We start from the raw sequence: 20,930 nt of genomic DNA, 5'->3' as shown, positions 1-20,930 counted from the left end.
GCTGCTTTTGTTCAACTAACGGGCAGGTCAACAAAAGACGCCAATTGTAGAGGGACAAGAACATAATCCCAAGTTTTCATAAATTCTATCATGGAAATATGTTGTCCAGAGAAGCCATCGCGAGCTAAACTTGTCATGAATAACGAATAGCTTAAGCTGAGCCGTACCACAAGTGAGGCTGAAAATTGGAGGAGGGCCAGCCGACTCACGCTGCATCAGAGGCGCAAAATCAATAGTCCGGTGCGGCGTACTTCGTTACGTCCGGCTCGAATACCGCTCCATTGGACAAGTCCAGCTCCATATGGATGGTTCCGCGAACATCGGTCAGCACGAGTATGCGCGAGCCAACGACGGGAACTCGGTCGGCGCTGGTGCGCATGTGCGCTGAGACGACAAGAGGAGCGTCGTCGACGATATAGCTTACCTCGACCGTGAACATCGGGAAATTGAAGAGCCAGCTGTTAGTGAAGTTCACGGCGGTCAACGTCCCTGCGAATGACGAACCCTCCAAGCGGAGGCGCTCGATGTCCGCCTGACGTCGCCTGGCGTGGGCGATTGAGCCGGGCAACTGCAGGAGCACGATAGCCGCCATGAGGGCGAAGCCAGCTCCGACGATGGCGCCGAGCTCTGGCGGGATCGTCGGCGACGTCGCTATGGCCTCGAGGTCGAAGGGGCGCGACGGATTGCTTGTCAGCGTCCAGAGCAGGAGGACTCCCGCGCCTGTGACGAGCCCTCCTGCGATCGCTAGCGTCGCGAACAGGCCGGCGACCCTGGTCTGTCCGAACTGCTCAACCGCTCGCGAGTACACTCCGCCGGTTGCACCGATCGCGACGAGCAGCAGCACCACGGCGACGCTCACCGTGACGGGATGACCGAGGAAAATGCTGATCGCCGGTGTCGGCGCCAGGCCGAGCAGTGTTCCGAACGGCACGGAGCCTGTCAGTGCCCACAGTGCAGCAGCTGTGAGCAGCCACGGCAGCAGCGGAGCCGCACGTCCGATGCGACGTCCCGGCCGAAGCATAGTCATCCTTCCGTTCCTGTCCATGGTGGAGAACAACGGCATCGTCTCAATATGTTTTTGCTGCCCGTGCTTCTGTTGACCCTCCGCAGCACCCCTCATTGGCATGGCCCTCCCGAGGAAGATACTTTAATCGTACATATTTGATAAGGGAAAGGTGAATAGTTGTGAGCGCTATCACATTCTAGGTGCCGTGCTAAAAAATTCAAATTTCTATTATCTTTATATTTAGCCATACACACCTTCACCTCCAAAATTTCTTGTCTATATTTTATCACCTATACGTTGTCTACTGTAAATACCCAATTCGAAACAAGGAGCAGATCAATAGTGATAACTGATCCTTTTGGATTTTTCACCGATAGCCTGTTAAGCTGAAACAAACCGGTTATACTCTGCTTTATCTTGAAAAGCGTCTGTCTTTAATAACTCAATATAGCCAATAATACTGGTGAGTGGGGTACGTAAATCATGTGAAATACCTGTGATCATGTCCATCTTTGACTTCTCCAATTGACGTTCTTTAAAATTTGTAGTTGAAACTGGTCAGTCATGTAATTAATATTGGCAGGGAACCGGCCATACGTTAAGATGGCCGTGTTGTTTTCCCTGCAAAATAGAGAGGATATATGGGGGGATTTGACCAGCCACGTGATCGATCTTTTTAACGATCAAGATCTCAACATTCAGTATTGTGCTATTAAGCTAGCTTCAACAATGAGGCATTCGTCCTTCATAAAACCGCTAATTTATGGCATGCTAGAGGATGTTCGGAAACTGAGAGCATCAACTTTTGGTGCCAGATGCGAGGCACTTCAGCGTTTAACCGGCATCGTCTATGAACCAGTACCAGAATTTCGTGAAGGTCAATGCTTTTATTCAGAGCTAAGTACCGAATCTCGGATAAATATTGCATTAAATTGGAAAAAGTACATTGCAGAATGAAATATGTAATAGATTGAACTAAAGGGCAGGATAGCAATCGAGAAGAAATCACATCAACTATACCAGGGTATAATAAAAGAAGATTTGAAAATTCTCAATAGTCGTAGACTAATATTTTCATAAATAAATCCTTAAAAAGAAAGGGAATGAGCACTATGCCAAATATCGAGCACTTACAGACTGTGAATGTTCCAGCTTCAACCGTATATGAAGCTTTAACCACTGAAAAAGGACTTTCAGAAATATGGACAAATGAACTAATAGTCAGTGATCAGATCGGTTGTATAAATGAGTTCCGATTCGGCGGCAAAGGCTTAACAAAGATGCGCGTTGATGAGCTTGCTACGGATAAAAAGATTTTGTGGCAATGTGTTGATTCAGATCCAGAATGGATAGGTACGACTATTTCTTTTGATATCGAGGAAAAAAACGGGAAAACTTCAATCATATTTCGTCAGATGAATTGGAGGGAATTGACCGCATTTTATCGTTTATGTAATTATAACTGGGCTATTTTTTTGTACAGTCTTAAACAATATTGCGAAGAAGGTGAGGGTATTCCATATCATAAACGAAAGTTTTAACCCTTGAAAAAACGGATGGGTCGACTAAAGACATGATCCCGACAACTGGTTTCGGAGGTATTGGGTAAGTACGACTATATAGGTCAGCCAAATCTTTACAACATTTCGCTGAACTAACGGGAAACGTTAACTTAATAAAACTAAGAAAGCAGCTGATGTCGAGGGACAAGAACATATTCCCATTGAAGTCGCTATTTTAGCGGCTTTTTTATGTTATCGGTACAAGTTCTTGTCCTTGGCTTGGGACAAGAACTTGTACCGATTGCCGAAATGGACAAGAACATTAGTCCGATTACCGATTAGGCATCTATCTAATCGATCTTAGTCCGTTAATTAATTAAGTTAACGGGCAGGTTAGTTGGATGATGAGCTGTCAAATCGCTAAATTAGAGCTTAAAAGATCATGTGAATAAGCTAAAATGTATATCGATTCATGTGAAAATGGGGAGGTAAAGAAAAGTGAGTAAATGTGAAGTAGCCTAAGAGAAGTGATTAAAAGAATTAATCCATCCAAGTCGCTATTTCAGCGGCTTATTTGTTTCTAGTTCTTACCTCATGCCGAGGGCTTCGAACGCAAGTCAAAGCGAAAAGACTACTTCATAAGGCTTGCACTATTGTTTTTATCAAAATAATTTATATTGTTTTAATTTAATATTGATGATACTATAATTTTGTTTCGTACAAAACAATATGTGGTTTTTGTTTTGTGTAAAACAATAAAATAAGGAGGCAGCGAATGAAAAGAATAAATCCGAGTACCCTCACACAAACAGTGGCAGATCTCATTTCACAAATCGTCATTACCGCTTCTCCGTTAGCTTTTATTTCCGGACAGGATTTATGTTGTGAACCATAAGCCAGAGTTGGATGATTCGATCTTTCAAGCCGGATTTGAAGTATTTGGCGACGGATGGCCCAAAACGGCTAGTACCTTTTTCGGTGTTCAGGCGCTTACTTTTGAGGAAAGGTTAATTTAATTGGATGCAATTGCATCGATTTCCAACTAAGAGAGGAGAAATATGAAAATGAATTATGATGTGATTATCATCGGAGGGGGACCTGTCGGCATGATGTTGGCAGGGGAACTAGCTTTGGCGGACGTCAAGGTTTGTATTTTGGAGAAATTAGAAGATACCACCCCATACTCTAGAGCACTTAGTATCCACCCTCGTACATTAGAAATGCTAGACTTGCGCGGTTTAAAAACGGAATTGTTGAAGATCGGGAAACCGTTGCCGACCGGGCATTTTGCAGGCTTGGAAACTCGGTTGGACTTTACGGTCATCGACTCTTCATCCAATTATTCATTGTTTATTGCCCAATCCGAAACCGAAAAGGAACTGGAGCGCAGAGCCAGAGAGCTAGGTGCAGAAATACGGCGAGGAACGGAAGTATCGTCCATCTCACCAAATTCAGAATATGTAGAAGTGGTAGCCACTGGAACTGAAGGCGAAATGACATTAACAGCAGCATATGTGGTTGGTGCAGACGGAGCCGGAAGCATTGTCCGTAAACAGGCGAACATTCCCTTTAACGGAACGGATGAAACACTTACTTCGGTCCAAGGCGATGTTGTGCTTAAACGCCCGCCTGCAACGAGTGTCGTTTCCAGCTTTGACGAGAACGGAATGATCATGATTGTTCCTGTGTCTAAAGAGTTGCATCGTGTAGTTTTTATCGATCCGGATCGAAAATCTATTCCTAAGGATACACCGGTCACGCTAGAGGAATTACGCTCGGGAATGCTCCGAATGTTAGGGGACGACTATGGGATTTCAGATCCGTACTGGATGACTCGCTTTGGCAATGCTACCCGACAAGCTGACCGCTACAGGGAGGGAAGACTATTCCTTGCAGGGGATGCTGCTCATATTCATTTCCCTGCCGGAGGTCAAGGTATGAATGTGGGACTGCAAGAGGCTATGAATCTCGGGTGGAAATTGGCTGCGGAAGTGAAAGGATGGGCACCAGAAGGGTTGCTCGATAGTTACCATGAAGAGCGTTTTCCCGTCAATTCAGCATTGCTTAAGAATACACGTGTACAAACGCTGCTATTTGGTAACGATTTTTCATCGACTACGATCGATCTGCGGAGATTGATATCCAACTTATTGGAAATTCCGGAAGCAAACTACCGCTTAGCGAGTCAAATTGCAGCCGTGGATGTTGGCTATAAAGTGCTAGATACAGTTTCTGAACATCCGTTAAATGGTCGCAGACTTGCAGAGATCAAACTGCGTAAGGATAACGGCGATATCTTCAGCAGCTACGAACTTTTCCGGGAAGGCAAATACATATTGCTAAATCTCGTTAATGATCAACTCGTGGAAGGCATCATTCGTCGTTTGCCCAATCAGCATTTCACATGTGTTAGTGCGATATTGGCGGAACCAGCCCTGGACTGGAACAATGTGCACACAGCAATGATTCGTCCGGATGGATATATCGCATGGGCAATTTCCGATCAAGACAGTAAACTGGAACAATGCATTAAGGAAGGTATTACGAGTATCAGCAAAGGGTAACTTTTTTTACTCTTATTGTTTTGAGAGAAACAAAAAAATGTCCGGAAGCCTCTGTATCATCGCTTTCCGGGCTTTTTCTATGGAGGTGTTGATATGAGAAAAGTTCCGTTTTTTTACCTTACACTCGCGATGTCTGCTACGTTTTGGGGCGCAAATTTAAACGCGGGGAAAATAGCCTTAGACGTGATGAGTCCCACCCAAGTTGTTCAAAGCCTTGGAAGCAACTAATCCCATCAACGCATCTTTGATTACGGCTATTAACCCGTTTTTTTACAACGGTCGATGCAGAACCAGCTATAGCGTTATAAGCTTGGATGACCGTAATTTTCATTGCTTTACTTTGTTGATTGCTGGCTTATTTATGGTGGAATCAATGCATATCTCGAATTGGGGCCAGTAAAACCTCATTATTTTTTAATATCGTTCCATTTTCGACGATGGTGATATCTGCCTTATCGGGAGAAAGTATAGGGATGGCGCAGTGTATTGGGGATCTTATGATTATTTCTTGGATATTTTGGTCTACAAGGTTCCAAAAATAAGCGTATCAAATGTTTTTTGCGAAACAATTATGTATAATGAGGAAAGATACGCGAATAGAGGAGACCAAAGAAAATGCAGCCAATGGATCATTCTAAACAATGGATTTTTAAAAGCTTTATTCATCTTATGAGTCAACAGGACATAAGGGAAAGCAAGTTATCCGTCAGAATGAGTGAGGAACTACATAAATTCGAAAAGGAATTTGGCGAAAAGGGGAATTTGACCTTGTCGGAGATTCACCTCATCGCATGTATCGGAGATTTCTCACCGATTAATGTCACCTCCATTTCAGAAAAAACCGGATTAACCAAAGGGTCCATCACAAGAATTAGCAAAAAACTTCTAAAACTGGCCTTGATTAAAAGACAGCAGATTAATGACAATAAAAAAGAAGTCTATTATAGTTTGACTTCAAAAGGCCAAAAAGTTTATGTTATCCATCATCGAATCCATCAAGAAATTGAAGAACGATTCATGAATTTTCTAGATAAGTATACTGCTGATGAACTTGTTTTTGCGAGCAAGTTCATCCAGGATTTAAAAGAGTGGGATTATTGAAGGATGTACGCCTGAATCGTCGATAAAATAAATGCCCATAGAGCTGCTAAGTTAGCAGCTTTTTATCTCAGTGATATTACCCCTCGAATTAGACATACCCCAAGAAATCTTCGTCTACCGGAACTCTTGAAGGAAATGATCATCAATATATTTTTGCAATAGATGTAAACGAGTCGTCTTAGCTCCGCATGGAGTTGGAGAAGCGGGTTGGTGATAGCGCGAACTGGATGTGGTTTCGTGAAAGCGACATGGAAAATCCGCTCGCATATCGAGTCACAATAGAGGACAACCGTATGACAGTGCAGTGGAATATGACGATGCAGTCAAAGGTGCCTTTGCTTAGTCTACAACTTTATTTTCTGAGTCTAATATTTTATTTGAACACAAGGAAAAAATCCTTTTACAATCATTGTCAGTACGTTATAATACAATCACCAGGTGGATTACCCAACAAAAAAGTGAAATATTGTAATTGATTAGTGAAGTCTAAGTAATTAGATATCGGAGGTATGGTTATGGTCAAGAAGAAAATTTCCAAAGCCCTCAGCGCAGCTTTAATCGTTTCTATGCTGGCTACTGGCGTGATAGTCGCTATCCAAGGTAAAACAACGTTAGAGGTAGCGAAGTCAGCAGGGGATAAAAAAGTTGAAGTTATTAAATAAGTGAGACCTTACTATGAAGAAGCTAGGTGCGACTCTAGTAATCCCAATTAGGGGGTATTCGAAGCACCTGATGCGAAAGTCAACGGAATCAAAAGACTCCAACAGTGGTAACAACTAAAGATGAAGTGCTCCCTGCTAAGTAAAAAGTGAAAAAACAAAAATAGTTAATTTATTACCTCAGCTCGGTTAACCCAGCTGAGGTTTTTTTATTATCATTATGCATTGAAAAAAATGCAAACCTAGATGAAGTAAGAATAGAAGCCATTGATATATAATCAGGCCAATTAGTATGAGATGAATAATATCGCCATTATAATCAACAAAGTCGCCATCATTGATGGTGGCTTTGTTTGTTTTGAAGATCGGGGTGCAGCCCTGGCAGGAAAAGATTAGTTTTGGGAGACGCACTCTGAAAATTCAGTCTTTAGTATGAGGTGAACGATGATGAAGTCCGTATAATTAGGAATTGAAAGGAGAGTCATATCTTACTCAAAATGGGTATCATTTGGGACAAATTGGAGGTTGAAAAGATTGAATAGGCACGAAAAAACCATGAATGCACCAAGCTTGTTTCGCAATCGGTTCCTGCAGACGATTTTATTATCAAGTGTGCTCCTGCAGGTGGGCATTTGGGTACGTAATTTCGCTATTCTACTGTACGTTGCGGATAGAACAAACAATGATCCATACGCCATTTCGCTAATCAGCGTAGCCGAATTCGCACCAATTTTTGTTTTTTCGTTCATCGGAGGTACATTTGCTGACCGCTGGCGGCCGAAGCGAACGATGATCTGGTGCGATTTATTATCCGCGGTATCGGTATTCGTAGTACTTCTGACCATACATTACGGTTCTTGGCACTCCGTTTACCTTGTCGCATTCATCTCAGCTATTCTTTCGCAGTTCTCTCAACCTTCAAGCATGCGTTTGTTTAAGTATCATGTGCCGGAAGAACAGCTCCAGCAAGGGATGGCTCTATTCCAATCGCTGATGGCCATCTTCATGGTGCTTGGCCCTATGCTCGGAACCTTCGTTTACAGCACGTTTGGCCTTGAAATATCGATCGCTGTCATGGGCTTGGTTTTTCTGCTCTCTGCACTCGTTCTTATTCGTCTGCCAGAAGATCATATGCAAGCTCAAACCGTCCCTGTAAAAGGGCAGTTCCTCAAAGAATTCATTGAAGGCTTCCGCTATGTTTGGCAAAGCCAAGTACTGCGGATGCTCGGACTTGCGTTTATTCTCGCGGGACTGGCTGTTGGCGTAGCCCAAGCGCTCAACCTGTTTATCGTAACGGAGCGGCTGGGCAGAAGCGAGGAGTTCCTGCAATATCTGCTAATGGTGAATGGTGCAGCTATGTTGATTGGAGGCGGAATCGTAGCCGTCTTCGCCAAGCGGGTTCCGCCGCAGATTCTTCTTGCGATAGGTATGATCGCAGGCGCAGTCTGCACAGCCATTGTAGGGTATTCGACAAGCGTTTCGCTCACCCTAACCGTTCAATTTCTGAATGGACTTGTTTTCCCTTGCATTCATATTGGGATCAGCACAATGATTCTGAAATGGTCAGAGGCTTCGATTGTCGGCCGGGTGAATGGGGTTCTAAATCCAATGTTCGTTGGCATGATGGTCGTTTCCATGTCTTTCGCTGGCGCGTTAAAGGGTGCCTTTTCGCTGGGGACGATCTATGGTGGTGCAGGATTATTATTTCTTCTTGGCGCACTGGTCATGGTTCCGATCATGAACCAAAAAGCGCCGGATAACACACAAATTGCACAAGAGACATAATTTCGCGATATTTATAAGATTTTAATGAGAAGAGCCGGCCATGAAGAAGTGATCGGTTCTTCTTCATTCCCTGGTAAAAATGGTGATCGTTTTTTTGCTGGAAATGGCCGCTGAGAACTTTGATGGCTTCGTCATTTCAGATTATAGAAAAAACAGTAAGAACTTAAATAAAGACGAATAATGTCGAGGGACAAGAACATATTCCCATTGAAGCTGCTATTTTAGCGGCTTTTTTGTTTTATCGGAACAAGTTCGTGTCCAAGGAACGGACAAGAACTTGTGGGAAACGTTAGTCCAATAAAGCCAAGAAGACAGTCGATTAACGTGATCGGCTGCCTTTTGTTTAACTAACAGGAGGTACTATAGCTTTGAAGGAAGACCAAAGTTTTGGGGAGCCAATGATGCTGGTTGAGAATTTAGATCTTATATGTGGTCAGATGAAACACTGATAGGTCTAGCAAAACTTTTACGGAACCTCCATGATTCACTAAGGGATCTGAAAGGAGTGAATGGCATCTTAATTAATTTAAGCGAAGCAACCGAGATTTTACCGGTTTTCTTTACCTAAGATTACCCATGAATTCCAGCCCAGCGCAGGAGCTAATCCCATTAACGAGTGGTTGCTCATAATCTCGCTCGCTTCCTTCCTAATCCTGTTTTCAAAAGTTGTGGACAGATTGAACACAATTCTTACTTCAAAATAACTACAGAACATTGTTTCATTCATAATCACTATTATAGTTAGGGTATCGAAAGTTTTGAGCAACGGGATATTACGTGAGTTAGTGGGCTTAAATGAGCAACTCCAAAATACATCCCTTTAATGAAATTTGTTCATATGTGAGAAACTGGAGTATGATGGGGGAAGGCAATGCTAATAATCACCATATAAATAATTTTATTTTTATTGTTAACCATACAGGTAAAGAGTTACCAAAAACCTAATGTTTTTCTTTTTAGCTATTGTTCAAAAGGATTGTCCTTGGAAATTTTCTATAAAATCAATGCCACATAACTTCCTTAAAGGGGGACATCTGTTTTGGATGAGCAGTTTCTAGATTTATTGGCCCAGAAATATGATACGGAAGAAAAAATCATAACAGAGATCATCAACCTTGAAGCGATCTCCAATCTCCCGAAGGGAACCGAGCATTTTGTCAGTGATTTGCATGGGGAGTTCCAGGCTTTTCAGCATGTACTAAGAAACGGTTCAGGTACCGTCAAAGAGAAAATCAAAGAATTATTTCGGGAGGTTTGGACGGATCAAGAAATCAATGATTTTGCGGCGTTGGTTTATTATCCGGAAGAAAAAATACAGCTGGTTGTAGGGGAACTGTGCAATAAACAGGCTTTGAACCAGTGGTATAGACAAACGATTGAACAAATGCTTAAGCTTATTTCTTATGCCTCTTCCAAGTATACGCGCTCGAAATTGCGTAAAGCTCTGCCGGAGCAGTATGTATATATTGTAGAAGAGCTTCTATACAAGACGGATTCGACCAACAATAAGGATCCTTATTACGAGGAAATATATCGGCAAATTATATCCTTGGGCCAGGCGGACAAGCTCATTATCGGCCTTGCTTATACGACCCAGCGCCTTGTGGTTGACCATCTTCATGTGGTTGGAGATATCTATGACCGGGGGCAGGACCCCGATAAAATTATGGATACGCTAATCAACTACCATTCTGTAGACATTCAGTGGGGGAACCATGATGTCCTCTGGATCGGTGCCTACGCGGGTTCTCTGGTCTGCCTTGCGAATATTATCCGGATCTGCGCCAGATACGACAATCTGGACATCATTGAAGATGTATACGGAATCAATCTACGCCCACTGCTAAACTTGGCGGAGAAATACTATGAAGACAATTCGCCCTTCAGACCTAAGCTACAGGCTGGCCATAACGTATCAGAGCAGGAAATTCTGCAGATCACCAAAATTCACCAAGCCATTGCCATGATCCAGTTTAAACTTGAAATCCCAATTATCAAGAGACGCCCATACTTTAATATGTCTGAAAGACTTTTGCTGGAGCAGATTGATTACGACAAAAATGAAATCAAAATCTGCGGAAAAACGTACCTGCTGGAAAACACCTGTTTCGCAACCGTAAATCCGGAGAAGCCTGAACAATTGCTGGAGGAAGAACGCCAGGTGATGGAAAAGCTGCTGTTCTCCGTTCAGCATTCCGAAAAGCTGGCCAGACATATGAATTTTCTTATGAAAAAGGGTAGCCTTTATTTAAAATATAACGGGAATTTGTTAATCCACGGCTGTATTCCTTTGGATGAAGAAGGAAATATGGAAGAAATGCAGATTGAAGACAAGACATATGCGGGCCGTCAATTGCTTGATGTTTTTGAAGAATATTTACGTTACGCCTATGCGCATCCGGAAGAGACAGAAGATCTGGCGACGGATATGGTATGGTACATCTGGACAGGGGAATGTTCCTCGCTCTTTGGAAAGAGAGAAATGACAACTTTTGAACGGTATTTTATCCAAGATAAAGAAGCACATAAGGAGAGAAAGAATCCTTACTACCATTTACGTGAAAATGAAGAGATCTGTCGAAAAATCTTGCTGGAGTTTGATTTGAATCCAGATCATGGACATGTCATTAACGGCCACACGCCAGTCAAAGAAAGTCGTGGAGAGAACCCTGTTAAAGCAAACGGAAAAATGATCGTGATTGACGGCGGTTTTTCCAAAGCCTATCAATCCACAACGGGCATTGCCGGATATACCTTGTTGTACAATTCCTTTGGCATGCAGCTCGTCGCCCATCAGAAATTTAATTCAAAAGAAGATGTCTTATGTAACGGAACGGACGTGTTATCTGTAAAAAGATTGGTGGACAAAGAACTGGCGCGGAAGCTGGTGAGGGAAACCAATGTCGGGGAGAAGCTGCTGCAGAAAATCTCAAATTTGAAGGATCTACTAGAATATCGCTATATGAAATGAAACGATTGCTAAAAGTACACACCCGGATCAACCGTTTGAGTGCAATTTGACGTAGACGCTCGTATTGGGCAGGGAAGTAATAATACCCTGCCTGTGCGAGCCTTTCTTTTTTTACAGAGCGATTTAACACGAGGCCTATGAGATGTCATCGCCGGGAGGATATCATTTTATGAAACATCTCGTCTAATATCATTATTTCCGCTTTTTGGCTGATGGCGTGGTTCCCAAGCTTTACATCAATTATGAAGTCATTGCTGAGCATCTGACGGTAACGGGAAATAATATCGTTGTCAGGCAATTCTCCCATTTCCTTCGTTTCGAGTGGGATTACCGGAATTCCGGCTTGCTCTACCAGATGAATGTTTTGTTTAATATCTGCGGCGATCTTGCTTAAAGTGCTTACACTTCTTGCTGTATCTATATCTACCATTCCGTCATTCGTATAGAAATGCTTGTTGACGATCGCGAGCGCAGTATGCGAAATATGGAATGCTTGAATGTCTTTTTGGATTTCATAATGCAAATCCACCGATTCAAATATTTGGGCAAGCTCTTTCACTCTCTCGGTCGTCAGTCCATTTATTTCACCAAAAATGGTTCCTTGATGTTTTTCGGAACCGAATTGGGCGTATAGAACATCTTCTTTGATGTCTCCACCGGCACCAGGGAAGCCCGGAAGTAAGCGATCTCCCACGATTTCAAGCCAAGAATCATATCCAATGGTGTTGGTCAAGGTGACGATGGTCTTGCTCCGATTATGTTTGATCGCAGACAGGGCAGATTCGGCCTGATCATATCGGACTGGGACCAAAATGAAATCATAAATGTCGTCGTTATCAAGCTTTTCTATCGACTTGATCGATATTTGCTTTATCGTTCCATTATCGTTGTATTTCAGTCCGTCCCTTTTCAGTGTCTCCAGTCTCTTTCCTCGTGCAAGTATAGTGACGTCTAGTCCCGACTGTGCGAATCGGAGTGCATATACACTGCCAATCACGCCGGCGCCAAATATCAAAAGTCTATGTGGTCTGGTGCTCAATATGATCCTTCCTTTCGAAGAATTATTCACAGATTGTTTAAGCAACACCTGTTTGATAAGATAATAATATCGCATGCTTATGATTTCAACCGGCAAAGTTAGTGGAAAGTTGCATAGACAACACATTGTGATAATTGATGTTTAACAAGGAGGTATAGTAATGGTAAATCAGGAAGATCCGAGGGTGTTGCGTACACGACAGTTAATTAGAACAGCGTTCAGACATTTGTTGCGGAGAAGGGGATTTGATGCAATCACGATCAAAGATATCGCACAGGAAGCAACCATTAACCGCGCCACCTTTTATGCCCATTTTGAAGATAAATATGCTTTGCTTGACGAAGTCACAGAACAGGCTTTTCATGAGATGATTCCTGAGCATGTGGCGAATGCACAGGAGTTTACGGATGAAATATGTGACCAGTTGATCTTGCTGACGCACCAATACATCGTAGATTTTTATCGGATCTGCAGAATAGATTCAAATTCGATGGCTAAGCTTGTCGATGAAAAAATAAAGAAAATGCTGCAGCAAACTATAGAAAGAATTTTTTTGAAAGGGGATACCCACCATGGGGCGGACAAGCATCATATAAAAATTGCGGCGGCCATGACAGGTCCAGCGATCTATGGCGCTGCGCATTATTGGTTAAATATCGAGGAAAAGGATCGAACCGATGAGCTTGTAGACATTGTTCGTCTCTATGTAATGAACGGCCTGGGCTGCATCGTAAATGGCGATGAATACAGATGAAAAACGAGACTGGTCAGATAGGAACAGTGGTGTACCATAAGTTACACACTTACATTTGGCTACATATGTCGAGGGACAAGAACATGTTCCTATTACCGATTAGATATATATTTAAACGTCGATCACATGCACTTAAAACCTAATTAAGTACCATAATACATGAAAATGTTTACATTGTATGAGTCAACGGACACGATGGAAAGGTAAACAGGGAGTGGACATAACTGATTTTCCCCATTGAACAGGGGATAGAACCGGGTGATGTATACAACTAAGTAGTAGGATTTTTCTCTTAGGGCAAGCTGAAACTGAAATGACTTGCTCAATAAACAAAATCATTATCCTTTCTTATTATGCAAACTATACTTGCGAACTAGCTGGAATCTCTACAGGTATCAACATTCAAGACTATCCCCTGATATAAAGAGTAATGAAATCGGGAGGGATATACATCAAACATATGAAAATCAAAGCAGGAATTATACTACTCTTCCTTAGTATAATTCTCGTACTCGGTGCATGCTCAGGGAAAGGGAGCAGTAGTCTCCATGTTGAACTTACCGTAACAGAAGAGTTTGATAAGGAAAACCGATTCAAATTCACCGGCACCACTAATTTACCAAATGAAATGAAACTTGTTCTATCTGTAACAGGTGAAGATGAATATTCTGCTCAGTCAAAAGTTAAAGTCAATAACGGTATGATAGAACGTGAGTGGATCTCTAATAATGGAGAAGGTTTAGTACCAGGAACGTATAGTCTTCGAATCACATCTCAAGCAGCTATGATACAGCCTGACTCAGTTCAAAACATAATGGGTAAGCAAGGCGAAAATCTTGAGGGGGAGTTTGTTTTGTCCGAAGATACCCTTGGAAAAATGATTGGATATACATACGCTTTTAGTACGAGTGATTCTCTGACAGCAGTGATCGAGAGCGAGACAATTTGGGGTGAGGTAAACGGCTATTTAGCCACAGGACAATACACACTCATAACGGATTTCATTGATAAGCTCCAAACACCAAGTCAGGATCTCCAGATGATATATTATCATTCTATGTATCATATCTATGACCAAGCTGGAGAAGATAAAAAAGCATTAGAGTCCTTGTACAGCATTCCCAAGGGTTACACGGGCCGAAACGAGGATTTGATCAATTATTACAAATACTTGAATGATTTCTATGAGGATGAATCTCCATTTAGCTTTAATGATTACGTAGCACTCTACAGAAAAAAACCAAATTACCTCAAGTTCCTTTGCATATTATAAAACTGAAAGCGTACAAACAAGTAATACTCAAAACAGTGATGCTGACACAGTTTACAAGTATACGATGCAGGAGTTCGATGTCTTAACGAATTACGGAAACAATTACGTTCCTGAAATACACGACCCCATTGTACTTGAGAAAGCTAGTAAACATTTTGGGATGTCCGTGAGTGAAGTAGATGAGATTTTTATGGCTAGAGCAATGCAATTACCATAAATAATCGTGGACAGGAGAACGAAAATACGTATTTCATAATAGTGATCTCTTCTGAGAAGATCTTGTCAAGGGACAAGAACATATACCCATTAAAGTCGCTATTATAGCGTTTTTTTGTTTTATTCATTGTCATCTGATGTTGAAGGTTTGTAATAAAATTCATAAAAAGTATAATAAGAGTATTACATATAAGGAGCGTGAATAGTATGCAAAAAAATACTATGACTATACAAAAGGAGAATAATATGAAAATAAAAAGGATGATAACGATTGAGAAATATAAATATAGGGATTCTTGCGCATGTAGACGCAGGAAAGACGAGTTTAACTGAAAGATTACTTTTTGAAACGGGTATCATATCTGAAATCGGCAGTGTTGATAAAGGAAATACGCAAACAGATTCTATGGAAATGGAACGACAACGAGGAATTACCATTCAATCTGCTGTCGTTTCCTTTACGGTTAATAATATGAAAGTGAATTTGATTGATACACCAGGTCACCCCGAATTCATCTCTGAAGTTGAGAGGGCTTTACGAGTATTAGATGGAGTCATCCTTGTCATTTCATCTGTCGAAGGTATTCAAACTCAGACACGAGTTTTGATGAAGACACTTGCTAAATTGAAAATCCCTACAATCTTTTTTATCAATAAAATTGATCGTGTGGGTGCTAGGTACGAATCGTTACTAACTGAGATCCATGATAAATTGACACCCCATGCTTTAGCAATGGGCTTTGTTTATAATATCGGCACATCAGCCGCGCATATGGAATTGTTCACGGAAAACAATCAGAAATTTATGGAGGGCCTAGCAAATCGTTTAGCTGATAATAATGAACGCTTTCTCGAACGATATCTTTACAGCGCTGAAGACTTAGCCCCCGTTGACTTTGAATCGGAGTTTCTAGAACAGTTCAAGCAAGCACAGCTTTATCCGGTGCTATTTGGTTCAGCAATTACTGGTGAGGGCATTCCCCATTTGATTACAGCCATACAGAATTGCCATTCTTCCGTTCATTATGAAAATACTTCTTTTACAAGAGGGAAAGTTTTTAAAATTGAACGTGGAAAAAACGACGAAAAGATCGCTTACGTACGAGTTTTCTCTGGTGAAATCAAGATACGTGAGAGTCTTTCCTATTATCGGATGAATCAAACAGGAGAAATTATCAAATTTACCAACAAGGTCACGGGGTTGAAACACTTCTTTTCTGGAAAAACAACAGATGGAACAATTGCTGCAAGCGGAGATATTGTAAAGATTATGGGGTTAACAGACTGCCAGGTTGGCGATGATATCGGTGTTCCTTCCAATGAAACGACTGAAACTCTGTTCTCGCCGCCTAGTTTAGTAACAACGATCAAAGCCTCTGACGAAAACGAGACCATTCATTTATTCAGAGCATTGAAAAAATTAGCCGAACAGGATCCATTTATTCATATCAAACAGAATCCTCTTCAAAGGGAGCTATCTATTCATCTTTATGGTGAAATTCAAAAAGAAGTGATTCGGGATCAACTGAAAAAAGACGCTCAAATCGATATCGAATTTCTTGCGACACAGCCTATTTATATTGAAAAGCCTATCTTTACAGGGGAGGCAGTAGAGAGAATGGGAGACAAGGGAAACCCATTTTATAGTACTGTAGGCTTTCGGATTGATCCGAATCCTCGTTCAACCGGTATTGAATATCATCTAGAAGTAGAGCTCGGCTCCCTACCTTTATCGTTTCATAAGGCAATTGAAGAAACCGTCTATGAGACGCTTAAGCAAGGACTATATGGTTGGGAAGTTCGCGATCTAATCGTGACACTTACTGATACCGCCTATGCAAGTCCAGTTAGTACAGCTAGTGATTTTCGAAAATTAACGCCTCTTGTGTTAATGAGAGCACTAGCTCAGGCAACTACTCAAATTTATGAACCCATTCATCGGTTCGAATTAGAGGTTCCGGCTAATTATCTAAGTAGGATTTTATTTAAACTAACTCAAGCGTCTTCAACCTATCAGGATCCGATTCAGAATGGCCAGGTATTTATGATATATGGCATGATCCCGATTAAGAATATTCAGTCATTCAAGAACCAACTTCCGGGTTGGACCCAAGGTGAAGGTGTATTGCTATCCGAATTTTATGGCTATCAGCCCTTCGATGGTGAAGTGCCATCATGTACAAGATACGATCATAATCCATTAAATCGGAAGGAATATCTCTTACATGTCTTGAATTCGGTGTAAGATGATAAAGCGAGTAAAAAGCAGCGTACAAGCGGTGTACACTGCTTTTTCTTTGACTCATTTATAAAAGAACTAGACAGTAGAGTTCCTATCGTCAGGCAAGAGAAAGGTGATCACGATAAATCTGAATAAAGCTTCAGGGCTAAGGCACACAAACTGGATTTAAAGCTGCATCAGTTGGATGAGTCACCATGTGAAAGAATAGAATAAATTGGAATAACGCAGGATCAATTCAGTTTTTTTATCTTACATATCCTTAAAGTTATACCTTTATGGAACTTGGATATATATAAAATAATTAGTTGGAAATTTATTCTTTTCATTTTACAAACGTTTAACAGTGTTATTAGCAGAGGCGGGATTTGTTATGATAAAAATCTGGAGGCGAATGAGATGCTGGAATTAGAGTTTACTACTATAGAGGAGTGGGATGAAGCATTGTGGGCGCGGATGGAGAGAATCTATCATGAGGCTTTTCAAAGCGGCGCTAAAACAAAAGCGATTCTGCGCAGTATGCTGGACCGGGGGATTGGTTATTTACACACGGGCGTGCATCATGGAGAAGTGGTTGCGATGGCTGTTACTGGACTGGAGGGGAAGGCTGCGGACCGCATCCTGATCATCGATTACCTCGCGGTTGAACAGAAGCTGCGCGGGTTGGGCATAGGGACCTGGATGCTGGAGCAGCTCAGAGCCTGGGCGTTAAAGAAACACGGGATCAAAGGTATGATTATCGAGGCGGAGTCCGGGACAACGGAGGCTCATCAGGAACGCATTCAGTTCTGGCAACGCAACGGGTTCATCCTGACCTCCTATGTCCATCAATATAGAATGGTGCCAGAGCCGTATCAGGCAATGATGCTGCCACTGGATAGAAGCATGCATGTGTATGATGATGGTGAAGCACTGTTTCGTTATATCAATGCTTTTCACAAGGTTGCTTACCGGAAGAGTTAGACCGCATTCAAGGGACCTGCAAGAAATTTCCGTAGAGATTAGCTGACGTAAAGTTAATCAAATCTGCGAAGGGTGGTTGATTTTCCGACTTAATGCAACTTAGTTCCATTAGGAACGTGGTACCAATGTCGATTAGAATATTAATCTGCTTCATTAAGCTAACGGGAAACGTTAGCTTAATAAAACAGCGTCAGTTTAGGACTTTATTTATCGTCCACGGCTACCGCTGTTTTTATAGTTGTGGCTAGTCTAATACATATCACGATATCTGACGATTTAATAATTCGAAGACCGCCTTATACCAATTCCGAAATTCTGTCTGCAAAAATGCCTACTATTTACATTAATTATCATTTCGACCCTGAACCGTTTCGTTGAGAGCAGAGAACAACTGATGCTCCATCTGGGGATTAAATCCATAATGTTCATTTATTGGACAGGGGCAAGTAACAGCATATCTTCAAACAAGTTGATAATAATCTGTTACTAATTTTCACGTTTGATCCCTAGCGGAATTTTGTGAAACAATATTTCAATGGGGTTGTGGAAATGAATGAGGATCATTTAAATCAAATGATTCAAATGAGCTGGGGGGCTATAACAGTTAGTGAGGGAGAGAAGGAGCTAACTCTGTAGAGTTAGGTTAAATATAGCACCATTCTCTTTTGTGTTTAGTTTAATGGAAGGACCGTTTAAAAACGGACATATGAAGCACCTGTCTTCACACTTTGGGGAGGATCGGTGCTTTTGTTCATTTAGATAAAAATTTATGTTTATCCATTGTAACCATCCTCTTTGAAATAGGATGTAATATATCAATTATTGACTGCATGGTCAATAACTGATATATTAATCCCATGAGCAGACCAAGAGAATTTGATGTCGATCGTGTATTACACCAGTCTATGGAAGTGTTCTGGAATCAAGGCTTCAAAGCAACTTCTTATGAGGACCTTACGCGTACTACAGGAGTCAAAAAGCAAAGTTTGTACTGTGTTTTTAAAGACAAGCGATCGTTGTTCCTGAAGGCGCTGGCACTTTACCGTGAACAGGTTATAGCGAAACTGAAGGAGATTGAAGCCCTGGATTCGTCTCCCGGTGATAAACTGGATGCCTTACGATATTCCCTTTTAGACGATGAAACTGGCTGCCAAGGGTGTCTAATTGTGAATGCATCACTCGAATTCGGAACAGATGACGAGCAAGTCACACGCGAAGCTGAGCTCATGGTAGAAGAGGTTCAACTGGTATTAGAGAAGATCATAAGTAGTGGCCAGAAACAACAGTTAATTTCCAACCGGTATACGAGTATAGAGCTTGCATCTTATCTAAATAACACCATTCTTGGTGTGAGAGTTATGGAGAAATCAGGTTCATCCCGTGAACAGATCGAGACGGTTCTGCGTACTTCATTTGGCATGATCATGTCTTGATCTTTTTTTGTGAAATTCTTGACTACGAAGTCAAAAATAATTGAAGGCGGATTAATACACCACGAAACCTTGAAGGAGGTGGGGCTGTTCGATAAAAATCGTGTAATGATTCATTTGGAAGTAACGTCTAGCTGTTAACCAGGCTGGTTGCTGTTTAACATCTCCTAGGTCAACTTATATAAAACGAAATATGTGGAGGTAATTATGAATTATTCTCAATCCGTAGAAGCATTGTTCCAACCTATAGAGTTAGGTCACTTGAAGTTATCCAATCGGATCGTGATGGCGCCGATGACGCGTCAATTTTCACCGGACGGTATCCCGGGTTCGAATGTTGCGGCCTATTACCGCCGCAGAGCAGAGAACGCAGTGGGGCTTATTGTGACGGAAGGGACAATAATTAATCACCCGGATGCATCCAATCAAGCCAATGTGCCGCACTTTTATGGGGAAACTGCAATGAATGGCTGGGCACATGTTGTATCTGAAGTACATGAAGCTGGCGGTCGAATTATTCCACAGATCTGGCATATGGGAGCCAAAGGTCATGTTAATGATTATTCGGAAGCTGAGATTGCTACAATCGTTCAGGAATTCGCACAAGCAGCCTCAGAAGCGAAACGCGTTGGGTTCGATGGTGTTGAAATCCATGGAGCACACGGCTATCTGATCGACCAATTCCTGTATGAGAAAACCAACTCTCGTACGGATCGTTACGGTGGAGATATGATGGCTCGCACACGTTTTGCAGTTGAAGTGATTGAGGCTTGCCGTGAAGTAGTGGGACCGGAATTCTCGATTGTACTGCGTTTATCTCAGTGGAAGACAGATGATTATCAGGCTAAATTGGCTGAAACACCGGAATTACTGGAGCAGCTTCTCGCACCGTTGGTTCAAGCTGGAGTCGATATCTTCCACTGTTCCACACGCCGTTTCTGGGAGCCGGAATTCGAGGGGGCTGATCTGAATTTTGCTGGATGGACCAAAAAACTGACTGGCAAACCGACAATCACCGTTGGATCGATTGGTCTTGATGGTGACTTTACAAGTCTGTTCACAGAAGGTAAAGGCGCAAGTAACGTCGGTATCGATGGATTGGTACAACGACTTCAGAATGATGAGTTTGATCTGGTTGCTGTAGGGCGTGCTCTTCTAGTCGACCCCGAATGGGCTAAGAAAATTCGAGAAGGACGTACCGATGATCTGGTTCCATTTACAAGAGAGGCGATGACCGTACTTACTTAATTGCAGTTATACTCATTAGGAATTTGTATCTTATAAAGAAAAGCAGTGACAGACCAACGTAACGGTTGGACTGACCCCATAACGTGAGACAAATAAAACACCTTCAAGAGAATGAAACCTTGTCGTAAGATAGAGAGATCATCTTGGAGGTGTTTGTAATGGCAACCTGTCGCGGGACAC

Annotated in this window: 18 protein-coding genes; 15 read left to right on the top strand and 3 right to left on the bottom strand. The window is 42.0% G+C overall.

What is annotated here, in order from left to right:
* Window positions 1–229: 229 nt before the first annotated feature.
* The gene (locus AMS66_RS23275; RefSeq protein WP_053783068.1) at window positions 230–1,120 is read right to left on the bottom strand and encodes a hypothetical protein; all 891 of its coding nucleotides are present in this window, start codon (window positions 1,118–1,120) and stop codon (window positions 230–232) included.
* 267 nt (window positions 1,121–1,387) lie between these two features.
* Window positions 1,388–1,516, bottom strand: coding sequence for a histidine kinase dimerization/phospho-acceptor domain-containing protein (locus tag AMS66_RS34870; RefSeq protein ID WP_082350868.1), 129 nt, complete (start codon window positions 1,514–1,516; stop codon window positions 1,388–1,390).
* 93 nt (window positions 1,517–1,609) lie between these two features.
* Between AMS66_RS34870 and AMS66_RS33255 the strand changes: the two genes are divergently transcribed.
* The 9 genes from AMS66_RS33255 (at window position 1,610) to AMS66_RS23245 (ending at window position 11,588) form a co-directional block, all read left to right on the top strand.
* Entirely contained in the window at window positions 1,610–1,963 is a 354-nt protein-coding gene (locus AMS66_RS33255) for a hypothetical protein (protein ID WP_053783067.1), read from the top strand.
* A gap of 155 nt (window positions 1,964–2,118) precedes the next feature.
* Window positions 2,119–2,547, top strand: coding sequence for an SRPBCC family protein (locus AMS66_RS23265; protein ID WP_053783066.1), 429 nt, complete (start codon window positions 2,119–2,121; stop codon window positions 2,545–2,547).
* A gap of 845 nt (window positions 2,548–3,392) precedes the next feature.
* A complete protein-coding gene (locus tag AMS66_RS34440) occupies window positions 3,393–3,524 on the top strand; it encodes a hypothetical protein (RefSeq protein ID WP_269084570.1) in 132 nt (43 codons plus the stop codon).
* A 48-nt stretch (window positions 3,525–3,572) separates the two neighbouring features.
* Entirely contained in the window at window positions 3,573–5,072 is a 1,500-nt protein-coding gene (locus AMS66_RS23260; RefSeq protein WP_053783065.1) for a monooxygenase, read from the top strand.
* 347 nt (window positions 5,073–5,419) lie between these two features.
* The gene (locus tag AMS66_RS34780) at window positions 5,420–5,614 is read left to right on the top strand and encodes an EamA family transporter (protein WP_144424591.1); all 195 of its coding nucleotides are present in this window, start codon (window positions 5,420–5,422) and stop codon (window positions 5,612–5,614) included.
* A gap of 73 nt (window positions 5,615–5,687) precedes the next feature.
* The gene (locus AMS66_RS23255) at window positions 5,688–6,173 is read left to right on the top strand and encodes a MarR family transcriptional regulator (protein ID WP_053783064.1); all 486 of its coding nucleotides are present in this window, start codon (window positions 5,688–5,690) and stop codon (window positions 6,171–6,173) included.
* 515 nt (window positions 6,174–6,688) lie between these two features.
* On the top strand, window positions 6,689–6,835 hold the full coding sequence (locus AMS66_RS32980; RefSeq protein ID WP_181014158.1) for a hypothetical protein: 147 nt from the start codon (window positions 6,689–6,691) through the stop codon (window positions 6,833–6,835).
* A gap of 531 nt (window positions 6,836–7,366) precedes the next feature.
* Window positions 7,367–8,617 (top strand): MFS transporter, encoded by a 1,251-nt coding sequence (locus AMS66_RS23250; RefSeq protein ID WP_201782217.1) that lies wholly within the window; start codon window positions 7,367–7,369, stop codon window positions 8,615–8,617.
* Between the two features lie 1,039 nt (window positions 8,618–9,656).
* Window positions 9,657–11,588, top strand: a complete 1,932-nt coding sequence (locus AMS66_RS23245; RefSeq protein WP_053783062.1) for a fructose-bisphosphatase class III — start codon at window positions 9,657–9,659, stop codon at window positions 11,586–11,588.
* Between the two features lie 145 nt (window positions 11,589–11,733).
* Here the strand turns inward: AMS66_RS23245 and AMS66_RS23240 are convergent, their stop codons facing one another.
* Complete coding sequence (locus AMS66_RS23240; RefSeq protein ID WP_053783061.1) at window positions 11,734–12,627, bottom strand: 2-dehydropantoate 2-reductase N-terminal domain-containing protein; 894 nt, start codon at window positions 12,625–12,627, stop codon at window positions 11,734–11,736.
* 160 nt (window positions 12,628–12,787) lie between these two features.
* On the opposite strand from AMS66_RS23240, the gene AMS66_RS23235 reads away from it, so the two are divergent.
* The 6 genes from AMS66_RS23235 (at window position 12,788) to AMS66_RS23210 (ending at window position 20,750) form a co-directional block, all read left to right on the top strand.
* Complete coding sequence (locus AMS66_RS23235) at window positions 12,788–13,381, top strand: TetR/AcrR family transcriptional regulator (protein WP_053783060.1); 594 nt, start codon at window positions 12,788–12,790, stop codon at window positions 13,379–13,381.
* Between the two features lie 460 nt (window positions 13,382–13,841).
* On the top strand, window positions 13,842–14,654 hold the full coding sequence (locus AMS66_RS23230) for a hypothetical protein (protein ID WP_053783059.1): 813 nt from the start codon (window positions 13,842–13,844) through the stop codon (window positions 14,652–14,654).
* 487 nt (window positions 14,655–15,141) lie between these two features.
* The gene (locus AMS66_RS23225; protein ID WP_053783058.1) at window positions 15,142–17,115 is read left to right on the top strand and encodes an elongation factor G; all 1,974 of its coding nucleotides are present in this window, start codon (window positions 15,142–15,144) and stop codon (window positions 17,113–17,115) included.
* 393 nt (window positions 17,116–17,508) lie between these two features.
* Complete coding sequence (locus AMS66_RS23220) at window positions 17,509–18,072, top strand: GNAT family N-acetyltransferase (RefSeq protein ID WP_053783057.1); 564 nt, start codon at window positions 17,509–17,511, stop codon at window positions 18,070–18,072.
* 857 nt (window positions 18,073–18,929) lie between these two features.
* Window positions 18,930–19,505, top strand: a complete 576-nt coding sequence (locus AMS66_RS23215; protein ID WP_053783056.1) for a TetR/AcrR family transcriptional regulator — start codon at window positions 18,930–18,932, stop codon at window positions 19,503–19,505.
* 204 nt (window positions 19,506–19,709) lie between these two features.
* On the top strand, window positions 19,710–20,750 hold the full coding sequence (locus AMS66_RS23210; protein WP_181014157.1) for an NADH:flavin oxidoreductase: 1,041 nt from the start codon (window positions 19,710–19,712) through the stop codon (window positions 20,748–20,750).
* The last annotated feature ends 180 nt before the right edge of the window (window positions 20,751–20,930 follow it).

Origin of the sequence: Paenibacillus xylanivorans (assembly GCF_001280595.1) — a bacterium.
Taxonomy (GTDB): Bacteria; Bacillota; Bacilli; order Paenibacillales; family Paenibacillaceae; genus Paenibacillus; species Paenibacillus xylanivorans.
Note: the sequence above shows the minus strand (reverse complement) of the source record. Positions and strands in the feature narration are given on the sequence as shown.

Excerpts from the sequence above, each read along its gene's own strand:
- AMS66_RS23275 (WP_053783068.1), bottom strand. The coding sequence starts at position 1,120 with ATGAGGGGTGCTGCGGAGGGTCAACAGAAGCACGGGCAGCAAAAACAT.
- AMS66_RS23215 (WP_053783056.1), top strand. The coding sequence starts at position 18,930 with ATGAGCAGACCAAGAGAATTTGATGTCGATCGTGTATTACACCAGTCT.
- AMS66_RS32980 (WP_181014158.1), top strand. The coding sequence starts at position 6,689 with ATGGTCAAGAAGAAAATTTCCAAAGCCCTCAGCGCAGCTTTAATCGTT.
- AMS66_RS23230 (WP_053783059.1), top strand. The coding sequence starts at position 13,842 with ATGAAAATCAAAGCAGGAATTATACTACTCTTCCTTAGTATAATTCTC.
- AMS66_RS34870 (WP_082350868.1), bottom strand. The coding sequence starts at position 1,516 with ATGGACATGATCACAGGTATTTCACATGATTTACGTACCCCACTCACC.
- AMS66_RS23255 (WP_053783064.1), top strand. The coding sequence starts at position 5,688 with ATGCAGCCAATGGATCATTCTAAACAATGGATTTTTAAAAGCTTTATT.
- AMS66_RS23220 (WP_053783057.1), top strand. The coding sequence starts at position 17,509 with ATGCTGGAATTAGAGTTTACTACTATAGAGGAGTGGGATGAAGCATTG.
- AMS66_RS23265 (WP_053783066.1), top strand. The coding sequence starts at position 2,119 with ATGCCAAATATCGAGCACTTACAGACTGTGAATGTTCCAGCTTCAACC.
- AMS66_RS23260 (WP_053783065.1), top strand. The coding sequence starts at position 3,573 with ATGAATTATGATGTGATTATCATCGGAGGGGGACCTGTCGGCATGATG.
- AMS66_RS23210 (WP_181014157.1), top strand. The coding sequence starts at position 19,710 with ATGAATTATTCTCAATCCGTAGAAGCATTGTTCCAACCTATAGAGTTA.
- AMS66_RS33255 (WP_053783067.1), top strand. The coding sequence starts at position 1,610 with ATGGCCGTGTTGTTTTCCCTGCAAAATAGAGAGGATATATGGGGGGAT.
- AMS66_RS23235 (WP_053783060.1), top strand. The coding sequence starts at position 12,788 with ATGGTAAATCAGGAAGATCCGAGGGTGTTGCGTACACGACAGTTAATT.